General features: G+C 60.6%; 14 protein-coding genes, 1 tRNA gene and 3 pseudogenes. 11 read left to right on the plus strand and 7 right to left on the minus strand.

Annotated features, from left to right (window positions below; genetic code table 11):
• Positions 1–96 precede the first annotated feature (96 nt).
• A pseudogene (locus L6D77_RS17850) lies at positions 97–1,106 on the plus strand (nucleoside hydrolase).
• Here L6D77_RS17850 and L6D77_RS17855 read toward each other — a convergent pair.
• Complete coding sequence (locus L6D77_RS17855) at positions 1,078–1,290, minus strand: hypothetical protein (protein WP_232884765.1); 213 nt, start codon at positions 1,288–1,290, stop codon at positions 1,078–1,080. The pseudogene L6D77_RS17850 and the gene L6D77_RS17855 sit on opposite strands and share 29 nt — an antisense overlap.
• 288 nt (positions 1,291–1,578) lie before the next feature.
• On the opposite strand from L6D77_RS17855, the gene L6D77_RS17860 reads away from it, so the two are divergent.
• A complete protein-coding gene (locus L6D77_RS17860) occupies positions 1,579–1,899 on the plus strand; it encodes an I78 family peptidase inhibitor (protein WP_232884764.1) in 321 nt (106 codons plus the stop codon).
• 129 nt (positions 1,900–2,028) lie between these two features.
• Here L6D77_RS17860 and L6D77_RS17865 read toward each other — a convergent pair whose 3' ends face one another.
• Positions 2,029–2,241, minus strand: coding sequence for a cold-shock protein (locus L6D77_RS17865; RefSeq protein WP_110993890.1), 213 nt, complete (start codon positions 2,239–2,241; stop codon positions 2,029–2,031).
• A gap of 164 nt (positions 2,242–2,405) precedes the next feature.
• Positions 2,406–2,708 carry a hypothetical protein gene (locus tag L6D77_RS17870; RefSeq protein WP_232884763.1) on the minus strand — a complete coding sequence of 101 codons (303 nt, stop codon included), beginning with the start codon at positions 2,706–2,708 and terminating at the stop codon, positions 2,406–2,408.
• A gap of 335 nt (positions 2,709–3,043) precedes the next feature.
• Between L6D77_RS17870 and thrS the strand changes: the two genes are divergently transcribed.
• The 9 genes from thrS to L6D77_RS17915 all read left to right on the plus strand — a co-directional run bounded on the left by thrS (position 3,044) and on the right by L6D77_RS17915 (position 10,520).
• Complete coding sequence (gene thrS / locus L6D77_RS17875; protein WP_232884762.1) at positions 3,044–4,966, plus strand: threonine--tRNA ligase; 1,923 nt, start codon at positions 3,044–3,046, stop codon at positions 4,964–4,966.
• The gene (infC, locus tag L6D77_RS17880; protein WP_012052879.1) at positions 4,966–5,517 is read left to right on the plus strand and encodes a translation initiation factor IF-3; all 552 of its coding nucleotides are present in this window, start codon (positions 4,966–4,968) and stop codon (positions 5,515–5,517) included. The genes thrS and infC overlap by 1 nt, the downstream gene beginning before the upstream one ends.
• A gap of 60 nt (positions 5,518–5,577) precedes the next feature.
• Entirely contained in the window at positions 5,578–5,772 is a 195-nt protein-coding gene (gene rpmI / locus L6D77_RS17885; RefSeq protein WP_003250667.1) for a 50S ribosomal protein L35, read from the plus strand.
• 28 nt (positions 5,773–5,800) lie between these two features.
• Positions 5,801–6,157, plus strand: coding sequence for a 50S ribosomal protein L20 (gene rplT, locus L6D77_RS17890; RefSeq protein WP_003250671.1), 357 nt, complete (start codon positions 5,801–5,803; stop codon positions 6,155–6,157).
• Positions 6,158–6,268: 111 nt separating this feature from the next.
• Complete coding sequence (gene pheS, locus L6D77_RS17895) at positions 6,269–7,285, plus strand: phenylalanine--tRNA ligase subunit alpha (RefSeq protein ID WP_110993887.1); 1,017 nt, start codon at positions 6,269–6,271, stop codon at positions 7,283–7,285.
• A gap of 31 nt (positions 7,286–7,316) precedes the next feature.
• Positions 7,317–9,698 (plus strand): phenylalanine--tRNA ligase subunit beta, encoded by a 2,382-nt coding sequence (gene pheT, locus L6D77_RS17900; RefSeq protein ID WP_236170100.1) that lies wholly within the window; start codon positions 7,317–7,319, stop codon positions 9,696–9,698.
• Positions 9,699–9,702: 4 nt separating this feature from the next.
• Complete coding sequence (gene ihfA / locus L6D77_RS17905) at positions 9,703–10,005, plus strand: integration host factor subunit alpha (RefSeq protein ID WP_009394049.1); 303 nt, start codon at positions 9,703–9,705, stop codon at positions 10,003–10,005.
• A complete protein-coding gene (locus tag L6D77_RS17910) occupies positions 9,986–10,342 on the plus strand; it encodes a MerR family transcriptional regulator (RefSeq protein WP_011533210.1) in 357 nt (118 codons plus the stop codon). The genes ihfA and L6D77_RS17910 overlap by 20 nt, the downstream gene beginning before the upstream one ends.
• Positions 10,343–10,443: 101 nt before the next feature.
• Positions 10,444–10,520 (plus strand) — tRNA-Pro (locus L6D77_RS17915).
• 69 nt (positions 10,521–10,589) lie between these two features.
• Here L6D77_RS17915 and L6D77_RS17920 read toward each other — a convergent pair.
• From L6D77_RS17920 to L6D77_RS17935, 4 genes and pseudogenes are all read right to left on the minus strand, one after another.
• Positions 10,590–11,099: an HNH endonuclease gene (locus L6D77_RS17920; protein WP_236170101.1), complete on the minus strand. Its 510-nt coding sequence runs from the start codon at positions 11,097–11,099 to the stop codon at positions 10,590–10,592.
• A pseudogene (locus L6D77_RS17925) lies at positions 11,096–11,761 on the minus strand (tyrosine-type recombinase/integrase); the annotation flags it as partial. The pseudogene L6D77_RS17925 and the gene L6D77_RS17920, both read right to left, overlap by 4 nt.
• A gap of 194 nt (positions 11,762–11,955) precedes the next feature.
• Positions 11,956–12,759, minus strand: coding sequence for an IS21-like element ISPst3 family helper ATPase IstB (gene istB, locus L6D77_RS17930; RefSeq protein ID WP_010454871.1), 804 nt, complete (start codon positions 12,757–12,759; stop codon positions 11,956–11,958).
• Positions 12,752–13,215 (minus strand): annotated as a pseudogene (locus L6D77_RS17935) (IS21 family transposase); the annotation flags it as partial. The gene istB and the pseudogene L6D77_RS17935, both read right to left, overlap by 8 nt.

The following is a 13,215-nucleotide window of genomic DNA, read 5'->3' on the forward strand; positions in this document are numbered from 1 at the left end:
ATGCGCGACGGCTGCACCTGTGGGAGCCGGCTTGCCGGCGAAAGGGCCGCAGGGCGGCCCCATTTCTGAATCCCCCCAAGCAACAAGGAGTGTTGAATGTCTCTCAAACGCCTGCTCCAAGGAGCCGTGCTCATGTCTACGCTAACCGCTGCCACGCTGATGGCCGCCCCACGCGACCTGATCATCGACACCGACCCCGGCGCCGACGACGTGGTCGCCTGCTGCTGGCCATGGCATCCCCTGACGAGCTGAAGATCCGCGCCATCACCACGGTCGCCGGCAACGTGCGCCTGGACAAGACCTCGCGCAACGCCCGCCTGGCCCGTGAATGGGGTGGTCGTGAAGATATTCCGGTGTATGCCGGGGCAGGGCGGCCGTTGGTGCGCCCGCCAATCTACGCCGCCAATGTGCATGGTGAAGAAGGGCTGACCGGCGTGCAGGTGCATGAGCCGGGCAAGCCCATGGCCAAGGGCAACGCCGTGCAGTACCTGGTCGACACCCTGGGCGCCGCCGAGCCCCACAGCATCACCGTCGCCATGCTCGGCCCGCAGACCAACCTGGCCCTGGCGCTGATCCAGCAGCCGGACATCGCCAAGGGCATCAAGGAGGTGGTGGTGATGGGCGGCGCCCACTTCAATGGCGGCAACATCACCCCGGCGGCCGAGTTCAACCTGTATGCCGACCCGCACGCCGCCGAGGTGGTGCTGGCCAGTGGCGTCAAGCTCACGTACCTGCCGCTGGACGTCACCCACAAGCTGCTCACCAGCGAGGCGCGCCTCAAGCAACTGGCGGCGGTGAACAATCAGGCCAGCAAGCTAGTGGTGAATATCCTCAACGCCTACATCAAGTTCGACATGGACACCTACGGCATGCCTGGCGGCCCCGTGCACGATGCCAGCGTGATCGCCTACCTGCTCAAGCCCGAGCTGTTCAAGGGGCGTGACATCCACATGGTGGTCGACAGCCGTGAGGGCCCGACCTTTGGCCAGACCATCGCCGACTGGTACGGCGTGCTCAAACAGCCCGCCAATGTCACCTGGGTAGAGGAGGGCGACGCACAGGGCTTCTTTGACCTGCTCAGCGCACGCCTGGCTCGATTGAAATAGCCGCCTGGGGCGCGTGGCGCTCCAGTACCTGCTCGATGAAGCTGCGCGCCGCTTCGCCGCCGCGGTCGCGCACCAGCAGGTCGATGGCAATCAGTACCAGTTCTTCGGGCGAACCCGGGCTATAGGCGCTCTGGCCTTCATCCCATTTGACCTTGATGTCGGCATCGATGCTGTGGTTGCTCATGTAGCGTTCTCGCTAGGGCCTGGGCTTGAGGGTCGAATACCGGGTCCTGGCGTTCGAGGGGGAGGCGTTGCGCGCTCCACTTCTAGCAGTAAATCATGCCTTGGCCACGATGGCCCTGCGACTTAGGCATAAGGGGCGCTTCAGGCCGAACCAGTGGTTCGGTGCAAAATCCCGTCACGATTGCCCTTCGCGTCTACGGCCGGGTTCAGGCAGAATCTTGCAGTTTTGCAACAATCAGTTTTAGGGGCTGTCGTACTGGACAGTTCCCACGATCGATTAGGAGGATTCATGTTCCGTACCCGCGCTTCCCTGGTGACCCTGTTGCTGGCTACCGTTCTCGCAGGCTGCAGCACCGGTGGCACCACGGGTGGCACTGCCGCCCCTGCCACTCCGGCCGGCAACGATGGCCGCTGCGAAGCCAGTGGCGCCGATTTCACCGTCGGCAAGCCGGCTACCGCGGAGTTGCTCGAGCAAGCGCGCAAGGCCAGTGGCTCGCAGATGGCGCGCATCCTCAAACCCCACGACATGATCACCCTGGAGTATCGCTCCGAGCGCCTGAACCTGAATGTCGATGACAAAGGTGTGGTCACTCGCGTCAACTGCGGCTGATGACAAGCGCGGGGCAAGCCACCCGGTGGGAGGGCTTACCCCGCGATGTGGGGCTGCAAAGGCGATGACGCCTTTTCGCGCCCAATAAAAAACCCGCCACAAGTGGCGGGTTTTTTACAGCTATCCGAATTACTCCGGACGAACCTGTGCAGCCTGCATGCCCTTCTGGCCGCGCTCGGCGACGAAGGAAACAGTCTGACCTTCTTTCAGGCTCTTGAAACCGTCGGTTTCGATGGCCTTGAAGTGTACGAACAGGTCGTCGCCGCCGCCTTGTGGGGTGATGAAGCCGAAGCCTTTCTCATCATTGAACCATTTGACGGTGCCGGTTTGGCGATTGGACATGGGATGAATCTCCAGAAACATGATTTTTTTTCGAGGTGCGATGCGGCCAAGGCTACAGGTGCACCGGGAACATCATAGTCTAATTCTGCGAATCAAGCGCCTATTACCTTCGCAGTATCTCGATAAAGCGCGAATGCAGCGGCTCCTGGTCGCAAAAAAAGCCGCTATTTAGGCTTGCAGGCGGCCTGTACGGTGGCCTGGGCACGGTGCATCAGCTTGGCGTCGACACCGTCCGAGCTGTCGAGGTCCTTGATCTCCTCGTCGGTAAAATTCTTTTTGATGGCCTGGGCGCCGCAGGTGCAGTGCTTGGTCGCCGTCGCGGCGTCGACGCCCTGCGCCTTGGCCGTTTCCTGGCACTGGGCCATGTAGTTTGTCTCCTTGCCCGCCGGGAAGTTGCCCGCAGTGGCAGCCAAGGGCAGCAGCAGGGCGCTAACGGCGCAGGCGGCCAGAAGGGAGGGAAGTCGCATAACCGGATACTCCTTGGGTTAAGGTCTCATCAAGAGTAGGTTGCCTCAGAAGGTCTGATAGGAAATTTTCCGTACAAGTTCACCTGGCAGGCACGCTTCCCAAAATTTTCTGCCGACCCCTCTAGCCCCGTGCTAGCATGCCTCCCTTGCGGTATGCCTGTGGCAGCCGCATTTCTTTTTACACCTCCAGTCACTCTGGTTCGCCCCTGACCGGCCGAAAGGTCTCTGCCACTGTGAGGCAGGCTTTCCCGCGGGAAAGGCAGGGCGGATCTTGTACTGGCTCATCCCAACCCACGTGACCTTTGGTAGGGGTCACCACTAGGAGAGGAGGCGCCATGCCCGTTATTACTCTTCCCGATGGCAGTCAACGTACGTTCGACCAGCCGGTATCCGTAGCCGAAGTCGCCGCCTCGATCGGCGCCGGCCTGGCCAAGGCCACCTTGGCCGGCAAGGTCGACGGCAAGCTCGTCGATGCCTGCGACAAGATCGACCACGACGCCACCCTGCAGATCATCACCCCTAAAGATGCAGAGGGACTGGAGATCATCCGTCACTCGTGTGCCCACCTGATCGGCCACGCCGTGAAGCAGCTGTACCCGACCGCCAAGATGGTGATCGGCCCGGTGATCGATGAAGGCTTCTATTACGACATCGCCTACGAGCGTCCCTTCACCCCGGACGACCTCGCGGCGATCGAGAAGCGCATGCAGCAGCTGATCGACACCGACTACGACGTGGTCAAGAAAATGACCCCGCGTGCGGAAGTCATCGATGTGTTCACCAGCCGTGGCGAAGACTACAAGCTGCGCCTGGTCGAAGACATGCCGGATGAACAGGCCATGGGCCTGTACTACCACGAAGAATACGTCGACATGTGCCGCGGCCCGCATGTGCCGAACACCCGCTTCCTCAAAGCCTTCAAGCTGACCAAGCTGAGCGGCGCCTACTGGCGCGGCGATGCCAAGAATGAGCAGCTGCAGCGCGTGTACGGCACCGCCTGGGCCGACAAGAAGCAGCTGGCAGCCTACATCCAGCGCATCGAAGAAGCCGAAAAACGCGACCACCGCAAGATCGGCAAGCAGCTCGACCTGTTCCACCTGCAGGAAGAAGCACCGGGCATGGTGTTCTGGCACGCCAACGGCTGGACCGTGTACCAGGTGCTCGAGCAGTACATGCGCAAGGTGCAGCGCGAGAACGGCTACCAGGAAATCAAGACCCCGCAAGTGGTCGACCGTATTCTCTGGGAGCGCTCCGGGCACTGGACCAACTACGCCGAGAACATGTTCACCACGGCCTCGGAAAGCCGCGACTACGCGGTAAAACCGATGAACTGCCCGTGCCACGTGCAGGTCTTCAACCAGGGCCTCAAATCCTACCGTGACCTGCCGCTGCGCCTGGCCGAGTTCGGCGCGTGCCACCGCAACGAGCCGTCCGGCGCGCTGCACGGCATCATGCGCGTGCGTGGCTTCGTGCAGGACGACGCGCACATCTTCTGCACCGAAGACCAGGTGAAGAAAGAAGCCGCCGACTTCATCAAGCTGACCCTGGACGTGTACAAGGACTTCGGCTTTACCGACGTCGCCATGAAGCTGTCGACCCGCCCGGCCAAGCGTGTGGGCTCCGAAGAGCTGTGGGATCGCGCCGAAGGCGCCCTGGCCGACGCCCTGAATGACTCGGGCCTGGAGTGGGAATACCAGCCGGGCGAGGGCGCCTTCTACGGCCCGAAGATCGAGTTCACCCTGCGTGACTGCCTCGGCCGTAACTGGCAGTGCGGCACCCTGCAGTACGACCCGAACCTGCCCGAGCGTCTGGATGCCAGCTACATCGCCGAAGATAACAGCCGCGTTCGCCCAGTGATGCTGCACCGCGCCATCCTTGGTTCGTTCGAGCGCTTCATCGGCATGCTGATCGAGCACTATGCTGGCGTGTTCCCGGCGTGGCTGGCACCGACCCAAGCCGTGATCATGAACATCACCGACAAGCAGGCCGATTTCGCCCTCGAGGTCGAGAAATCTCTGAACGGTAGCGGTTTCCGTGCCAAGTCGGACTTGAGAAATGAGAAGATCGGCTTTAAAATCCGCGAGCATACTTTGCTCAAGGTCCCGTACCTTTTGGTTATAGGGGATCGCGAAGTCGAAACGCAAACCGTCGCAGTGCGTACTCGCGAAGGTGCTGACCTGGGCTCCATGCCCGTCGCCCAGTTCGCTGAGCTGCTGAATCAGGCGGTTTCCCGGCGTGGTCGCCAAGAATCGGAGTAATGACTATTAAGCGTGAAATGAGAAACGATAAGCGTGCTGTACCGAAAGCCCCGATCAACGAGAATATCTCGGCCCGCGAGGTTCGGTTAATTGGCGCTGACGGCGAGCAGGTTGGCATCGTCTCGATTGATGAAGCGCTTCGTATCGCTGATGAAGCGAAGCTGGATCTGGTAGAGATCTCTGCAGACGCGGTCCCGCCTGTCTGCAAGGTCATGGACTACGGCAAGCACCTCTTCGAGAAGAAGAAGCAGGCCAACGAAGCCAAGAAAAACCAGAAGCAGATTCAGATTAAAGAAATCAAGTTTCGTCCAGGGACGGAGGATGGGGATTACCAGGTAAAACTACGCAACCTGGTACGTTTCCTTACCGATGGGGACAAGGCCAAGATCTCTCTGAGATTCCGTGGCCGTGAGATGGCCCACCAGGAGCTGGGCATGGAGCTGTTGAAGCGGGTTGAAGCTGACCTCGCCGAATACGGCACCGTTGAGCAGCATCCGAAGATGGAAGGACGCCAGCTTATGATGGTCATCGCCCCCAAGAAAAAGAAGTAATCTCCCGGGCACGGCAGGCCTGATGATTATGTGTAATTTTATCGAATGCGGAGTTCCAACATGCCAAAAATGAAAACCAAGAGCGGTGCTGCGAAGCGTTTCCTGAAAACCGCTTCCGGCTTCAAGCACAAGCACGCTTTCAAAAGCCACATCCTGACCAAAATGTCGACCAAGCGTAAGCGTCAACTGCGCGGTGCCAGCTTGCTGCACCCGTCTGACGTTGCAAAAGTCGAGCGCATGCTGCGCGTACGTTAATTTCGGTCAAAGATAGAGGAAGTTACTCATGGCTCGTGTAAAGCGTGGCGTCATCGCTCGTAAGCGTCACAAGAAAATTCTGAAACTGGCTAAAGGCTACTACGGTGCACGTTCGCGCGTATTCCGTGTTGCCAAGCAGGCTGTCATCAAGGCAGGCCAATACGCCTACCGCGACCGTCGCCAGAAGAAGCGTCAGTTCCGCGCTCTGTGGATCGCTCGTATCAACGCCGGTGCACGCACCAACGGCCTGTCCTACAGCCGTCTGATTGCTGGCCTGAAAAAAGCGTCGATCGAAATCGACCGCAAGGTTCTGGCTGACCTGGCAGTGAACGAAAAAGCGGCGTTTGCTGCAATTGTCGAGAAAGCTAAAGCCGTTCTGGCCTAAGTACCCACGACAATCATCCGTCGGCGCCCTGCGCCGTCGGGTGTAAAACGTCATCGATAGGGGAAGAGCCTTCAAAAGCTCTTCCCCTATTTTCGTATCTGGAGTCTGTACATGGAAAACCTGGACGCGCTGGTTGCCCAAGCCCTTGAGGCCGTGGAACGCGCTGAAGACATCACAACCCTGGAACAGATCCGGGTCCAATTCCTCGGCAAGAAAGGCGAGCTGACCCAGGTGATGAAGACCCTGGGCAACCTGCCAGCCGAAGAGCGCCCCAAGGTTGGCGCGCTGATCAACGACGCCAAGGAGCGCGTCACCGACGTGCTCAACGCACGCAAGGCCGCCTTTGAAGAGGCCGAGCTCAACGCTCGCCTGGCCGCCGAATGCATCGACGTGACCCTGCCAGGCCGTGGCCAGACCACCGGCGGGCTGCACCCGATCACCCGTACCCTCGAGCGCATCGAGCAGTTCTTCACCCACATCGGCTACGGCATCGCCGAAGGCCCTGAGGTCGAAGACGACTACCACAACTTCGAAGCGCTCAACATCCCCGGCCACCACCCGGCCCGGGCGATGCACGACACCTTCTATTTCAATGCCAACATGCTGCTGCGTACCCACACCTCGCCGGTGCAGGTGCGTACCATGGAATCGAGCCAGCCGCCGATCCGCATTGTCTGCCCGGGCCGCGTCTACCGCTGCGACTCGGATATCACCCATTCGCCGATGTTCCACCAGGTCGAAGGCCTGCTGATCGACCGCGATATCAACTTTGCCGACCTCAAGGGCACCATCGAAGAGTTCCTGCGGGTGTTCTTCGAGAAAGAACTGGCCGTGCGCTTCCGCCCGTCGTTCTTCCCCTTCACCGAGCCGAGCGCCGAAGTGGATATCCAGTGCGTGATGTGCTCCGGCAAAGGCTGCCGCGTGTGCAAGCAGACCGGCTGGCTGGAAGTGATGGGCTGCGGCATGGTCCACCCGAGCGTGCTGCGTATGTCTGGCATCGACCCGGAAGAGTTCCAGGGCTTCGCCTTCGGCATGGGCGCAGAGCGCCTGGCCATGCTGCGCTATGGCGTCAACGATTTGCGTCTGTTCTTCGACAACGACCTGCGGTTCCTGGCGCAATTCCGCTAGGCCCAATCGACGCAAATTCTAGGAGAACAGCATGAAATTCAGTGAACAGTGGCTGCGCGGTTGGGTAAACCCGCAAGTCTCCCGTGACGAACTGGTCGCCCGCCTGTCCATGGCCGGCCTTGAAGTCGACAGCGTGACCCCCGCTGCCGGCCAGTTCAGCGGCATCGTGGTGGGCGAGATCCTCACCACCGAACAACACCCGGACGCCGACAAACTGCGCGTGTGCCAGGTCAGCAACGGCGCAGAAACCTTCCAGGTGGTTTGCGGCGCCCCCAACGCCCGTCCAGGCATCAAGATCCCGTTCGCCATGATCGGCGCCGAACTGCCGGGCGACTTCAGGATCAAGAAAGCCAAGCTGCGCGGCGTCGAGTCCTTCGGCATGCTGTGCTCGGCTTCCGAGCTGCAGATCAGCGAAGAGAGCGACGGCCTGCTGGAACTGGCGGGTGACGCCCCGGTTGGCCAGGACATTCGCCAGTACCTGAACCTCGATGACGCCAGCATCGAAATCGGCCTGACCCCGAACCGTGGCGACTGCCTGTCCCTGGCCGGCCTGGCCCGCGACGTCAGCGCCCTGTACGACGTCCCGGTCACCCGCCCGGTAGTGCCGGCCGTCCCCGCTGCCCATGACGAAGTGCGCCCGGTCGAAGTCAGCGCCCCGGCTGCCTGCCCGCGTTACCTGGGCCGCGTTATCCGCAACGTCGACCTGAGCAAGCCGACCCCGCTGTGGATGGTCGAGCGCCTGCGCCGCAGCGACGTGCGCAGCATCGACGCCGCCGTCGACATCACCAACTACGTGATGCTCGAACTCGGCCAGCCGATGCACGCTTTCGACCTCGCCGAAATCAATGGCGGCATCCGCGTGCGTATGGCCGAGGAGGGCGAGAAGCTCGTCCTGCTGGACGGCCAGGAAGTTGCCCTGCGCGCCGACACCCTGGTGATCGCCGACCACACCCGCGCCCTGGCTATTGCCGGCGTGATGGGTGGCGAGCACAGCGGCGTCAACACCGAGAAGACCCGCGACCTGTTCCTGGAAAGCGCCTTCTTCGAGCCGATCTCTGTCGCCGGCAAGGCCCGTTCCTACGGCCTGCACACCGACGCCTCGCACCGCTACGAGCGTGGCGTGGATTCGCAACTGGCCCGCGAAGCCATGGAGCGCGCCACCGCGCTGCTGCTGGAGATCGTCGGCGGTGAAGCCGGTCCGATCGTTGAAGCCGTTAGCGAACAGCACCTGCCGAACATCGCACCGATCACCCTGCGCGACGAACGCATCACCCAGATGCTCGGCCTGCAGATGGACGCTACCCAGGTCGAGCAGCTGCTCAACGCCCTGGAGCTGAAAACCAGCGCCAACGGGGCAGGGCAGTGGACCGTGAACGTCCCAAGCCACCGCTTCGACATCAGCCTGGAAGTCGACCTGATCGAAGAGCTGGCCCGCCTGTACGGCTACAACAACCTGCCGGTCCGCTACCCGCAGGCGCGCCTGGCGCCCCAAGGCAAGCCAGAGACCCGCGGCGAGCTGCCGAACCTGCGTCGCCTGCTGGTTGCCCGCGGCTACCAGGAAGCCATCACCTACAGCTTCATCGACCCGAAACTGTTCGAGCTGTTCACCCCTGGCGTCGAGCCGCTGCTGCTGGCCAACCCGATCTCCAACGACATGGCCGCCATGCGCGCCTCGCTGTGGCCGGGCCTGGTCAAGGCGATGCAGCACAACCTCAACCGCCAGCAAGACCGCGTGCGGATGTTCGAAAGCGGCCTGCGCTTCGTCGGCCAGCTGGGCGACCTCAAGCAGCAACCGATGATCGCCGGCATCGTCACCGGCAGCCGCCTGCCCGAAGGCTGGGCCAACGGCCGTGACGGCATCGACTTCTTCGACGTTAAAGCCGACGTGGAAGCCCTGCTGGGTTACTCGGGCGCCCTGAGCGACTTCAGCTTCGTCGCCGGCAAGCACCCAGCCCTGCACCCAGGCCAAACCGCCCGGATCGAGCGCGACGGCAAGGAAGTCGGCTACCTCGGCGCCATCCACCCGGAGCTGGCCAAGACCCTCGGCCTCGACCGCCCGGTCTACGTCTTCGAGCTGGTGCTCGGCAATGTAGTGGAAGGCCGCCTGCCGAAGTTCAGCGAACTGTCCAAGTTCCCGGAAACCCGCCGTGACCTGGCCTTGATCGCAGGCCGTGATGTGGCTGCCAGTTCGGTGCTTGAAGTAATTCGTGACAATGCTGGCGAATGGCTCACAGACCTCAGGCTGTTTGACGTCTACCAGGGTAAAGGCATTGATCCTGATAGAAAAAGCCTGGCCGTCGGCTTGACCTGGCAACATCCATCGCGCACTCTTAACGACGATGAGGTGAACGAAACCCTGCAAAATATCCTCACCTCGCTCGAACAAAGGTTGAACACCACGTTAAGGAAATAACGGCATGGGTGCTCTGACGAAAGCTGAGATGGCCGAAAGGCTGTACGAGGAGCTGGGGCTCAACAAGCGAGAGGCCAAGGAGCTGGTCGAGCTGTTTTTCGAAGAAATTCGGCACGCGCTTGAAGACAACGAGCAGGTCAAGTTGTCCGGTTTCGGCAACTTCGACCTTCGCGACAAACGCCAGCGGCCGGGCCGCAACCCCAAGACAGGGGAAGAGATCCCGATCACCGCGCGCCGCGTCGTCACCTTTCGTCCAGGGCAGAAGCTGAAAGCCCGGGTAGAGGCCTATGCTGGAACCAAGCCATAACGACGAGCTGCCCCCCATCCCGGGCAAACGCTACTTCACCATTGGTGAAGTCAGCGAGCTCTGTGCGGTAAAACCGCACGTGCTGCGCTACTGGGAGCAGGAGTTTCCGCAGCTCAACCCAGTGAAGCGCCGTGGCAACCGGCGGTATTACCAGCGCCAGGACGTGCTGATGATCCGCCAGATCCGCGCTTTGCTGTATGACCAGGGCTTTACCATTGGCGGGGCGCGCTTGCGGCTCTCCAGTGATGAGGTCAAGGACGAATCCAGCCAGTACAAACAGCTGATTCGGCAGATGATTGCCGAGTTGGAGGATGTGTTGGTGGTTTTGAAGAAGTGATCTGGTTGGCGACGAACGGAAAGTTTTTTGAAAAAAAGCTTCCATTATTCAAAAGCTTAGGTTAAATTCTTCAACGTTCTCAGCGGTATCGAGAATGATGTCGGGGCGTAGCGCAGCCCGGTAGCGCACTTGCATGGGGTGCAAGGGGTCGAGTGTTCGAATCACTCCGTCCCGACCAATAATCCCAATGACTTAGCCACCTTAGGGTGGCTTTTTCATTTCTGCGTGTGGGGACTTTTTCGGGACATCATCCGATTTTCCTATGAAACTCCCCAAAAAGCTCAGATGCAGATTTCTCATATGCGGCGGCTGCATCCTCAGCTTTCACAAAAAGGCCAAGATGAATCTGCTTCCGATTCACCACGATGTAGGCCATGAATTTTCTCAATTTCTCGATGTAACTGACTCCCTTGAACCCAGTGGAGTTGTTCTTCCTCATCCCCGTGTTTCGACTTTGCTCTAGTCGAGTAGCAACTCGAAGATTGCAGCGACGGTTGTCCAGGGTGTCACCGTTGATATGGTCAACCTCGACGCCTGGCGCAGCACCCATTATCAGGCGATGCATGCGAATGTAGCTCGCGTTTTTCCGTCCGCCGATTCGCGTCCTCGCGTAGGCCAGCTTGTAGCCTACGCCGCCCATGTAGGCGATCCCCCATTTGTATCTCGAGACAAGCTCTAGGTCTGCCTGGTCGATCTTGCATTCTGCGCCGGGGTACGCCGAAGTCCCTATGTCGATCACTGCGTAGTTTTCTGTCATGCTCTGTGCCTCAGGATCGTTAGTGTTGGCGTGCTTCTTCCAACATTGGCGACAAGGTTGGCCGCATCAATCAGTTGCTTAAGCTCTGCGCCAGAATAGTGGGTTGTCACGTTACCGCTCTTGTGCCCAAGCAGTGACTGACGATCTTCATGGCTTACGCCTGCTGCCCGCAGCCTTCGCCCGAAGGTCATCTTGAGGTCGTGAACCCTGAATGAAGCGAATCCAGGATGCGCAGGCCTCAAGTTCTCCTCTTGCCATTTCTTTGCTGCCCTCAACCTTGCCTTGCGCCAAGCTGAGTCGTTCATCCGGTGCATCGCGGTCCCGTTGTATGGGAAGACCCATTCCTTGCTGGCCCCGCGCTGCCGCTCGATGATCGACTTGGCGACGCTGTTCAATACCACCAGGCGCTCGTCGCCATTCTTTACGCCTGACCGGGCGTGTCTCCCGCCGAAGTCAGCGGGGATCAGGAAAACACTGGTTCCAAGTTCCGGCACCGAAATCTCCCAATCCCACCTCAGCTTGCACACCTCCTGCTCGCGGCAGCCAGTGTTCACCTTGAACAAAGCCATCGTCTGCAGGTGCCCTGGAAGCTCATTAAATAGAATCGATTGCTCCTCCCACGACATTGGGTATGGCTTGCGGCTCGACTTCTTCTCCTCCAGTGTTGGCGCTGATGGAAAATTGACCCACCCTGCCGATTGAAATTTGACCCAGGGCGGATTGCTGATTTTGTTACCAGCAACTGTGGATAAGTCTACCAGCGCAGCTGCTGTTGCCCCCACTCCTTCGCTAGCCCAGTTCAGTTGTTTAAGACCTGCCACACGCAGCCATGTAGCAGGCCGTCGTCGCCATGAAATCAGAACGGCTCATCGTCCTCCGGTTCCTGGCCGCCCTTACGCTTTCGCTCCCGTGATTTGATCTTGGCCTGGGCCGCCAAGCTACTGTGTTGCAGGCGATAGGACTCGTTACCGGTTTCGACGATGTGGCAGTGGTGGGTCAGCCGATCCAGCAGGGCGGTGGTCATCTTGGCGTCGCCGAACACGCTCGACCATTCGGCGAAGCTCAGGTTGGTGGTGATCACCACGCTGGTGTGTTCGTACAGCTTGGATAGCAGGTGAAACAGCAACGCACCGCCGGCCTGGCTGAAGGGCAGATAACCCAGTTCGTCGAGGATGACCAGATCCATGCGCAGCAGAGCTTGGGCGATCCGCCCGGCTTTGCCGTCGTGCTTTTCGCGCTCCAGCAGATTGACCAGATCGACCGTGGAGTAGAAGCGCACGCGCTTGCCGTGCCGGGTGATGCCGGACACGGCCAGCGCAGTGGCCAGGTGGGTTTTACCGGTGCCAGGCCCACCGATCAGCACCACGTTCTGCGCGGTGTCGGTAAAGGCCAGACTGGCCAGTTCGCTGATCAAACGAGCGTCTGCGCTGGAGGCGCTGAAGTCGAAGCCGGCCAGGTCGCGGTGCATCGGCAGCTTGGCCATGTTCATCTGGTGGCTCACCGAGCGCATGGCGCGATCTGTGTGCTCTTGTTCCAGCAGGTGTTCGAGCAGCCACTTGGACGAGGCTGTGTTCGACTCACCCTGCGCAGTCAACTCCGCCCAGGCCGTGGCCATGCCGTGCAGGCGCAGCTCCTTGAGTTCCGCCATCAAATCACGCATGACCGATCTCCTCGGTCTGGCCACGCAGGCGGTCGTAGCGCGCCGTGTTAGCGACGGGGGCTTCCTTGAGCGACAAGTGGGTTTCGACGCTGGGTGGTGGTTCGGTCGCGGCCAGGCGCGCCACGACATTGAGGATGTGTTCGGCGCTCAGGCTGCCGCTTTCCAGTACCAGCTCAACAGCCACCAGCACCGCATCGAGCCCGGCGACCGGTACGGCAGCCAGAACTTGCGCCATGATCCGGTCACCGCCGGCATGACGCCCCAGACCGTGCTTAAGCTGACGCAGCGGCGCCGGCAGATCAGCAAAGGGCGCGCCGTTGCGCAGCGCACCGGGCTTGCGTTCGATCAGCGGGAGGTAGTGCTGCCAGTCATAGCTGACCTGGTCGCGATCCAGCAAGCGGACATGGCTGGCGATCAGCGCGTCGTCAGCCACCACCTCGATTCGCGTCGGATACA

The organism is Pseudomonas parasichuanensis, from assembly GCF_021601385.1.
GTDB classification, from domain to species: domain Bacteria; phylum Pseudomonadota; class Gammaproteobacteria; order Pseudomonadales; family Pseudomonadaceae; genus Aquipseudomonas; species Aquipseudomonas parasichuanensis.

Coding starts and splice junctions, on each gene's coding strand:
- L6D77_RS17910 (WP_011533210.1), top strand. CDS start 9,986: ATGCTGGAACCAAGCCATAACGACGAGCTGCCCCCCATCCCGGGCAAA.
- pheS (WP_110993887.1), top strand. CDS start 6,269: ATGGAAAACCTGGACGCGCTGGTTGCCCAAGCCCTTGAGGCCGTGGAA.
- L6D77_RS17870 (WP_232884763.1), bottom strand. CDS start 2,708: ATGCGACTTCCCTCCCTTCTGGCCGCCTGCGCCGTTAGCGCCCTGCTG.
- rplT (WP_003250671.1), top strand. CDS start 5,801: ATGGCTCGTGTAAAGCGTGGCGTCATCGCTCGTAAGCGTCACAAGAAA.
- rpmI (WP_003250667.1), top strand. CDS start 5,578: ATGCCAAAAATGAAAACCAAGAGCGGTGCTGCGAAGCGTTTCCTGAAA.
- L6D77_RS17865 (WP_110993890.1), bottom strand. CDS start 2,241: ATGTCCAATCGCCAAACCGGCACCGTCAAATGGTTCAATGATGAGAAA.
- L6D77_RS17860 (WP_232884764.1), top strand. CDS start 1,579: ATGTTCCGTACCCGCGCTTCCCTGGTGACCCTGTTGCTGGCTACCGTT.
- L6D77_RS17855 (WP_232884765.1), bottom strand. CDS start 1,290: ATGAGCAACCACAGCATCGATGCCGACATCAAGGTCAAATGGGATGAA.
- thrS (WP_232884762.1), top strand. CDS start 3,044: ATGCCCGTTATTACTCTTCCCGATGGCAGTCAACGTACGTTCGACCAG.
- istB (WP_010454871.1), bottom strand. CDS start 12,759: ATGCGTGATTTGATGGCGGAACTCAAGGAGCTGCGCCTGCACGGCATG.
- infC (WP_012052879.1), top strand. CDS start 4,966: ATGACTATTAAGCGTGAAATGAGAAACGATAAGCGTGCTGTACCGAAA.
- L6D77_RS17920 (WP_236170101.1), bottom strand. CDS start 11,099: ATGACAGAAAACTACGCAGTGATCGACATAGGGACTTCGGCGTACCCC.
- ihfA (WP_009394049.1), top strand. CDS start 9,703: ATGGGTGCTCTGACGAAAGCTGAGATGGCCGAAAGGCTGTACGAGGAG.
- pheT (WP_236170100.1), top strand. CDS start 7,317: ATGAAATTCAGTGAACAGTGGCTGCGCGGTTGGGTAAACCCGCAAGTC.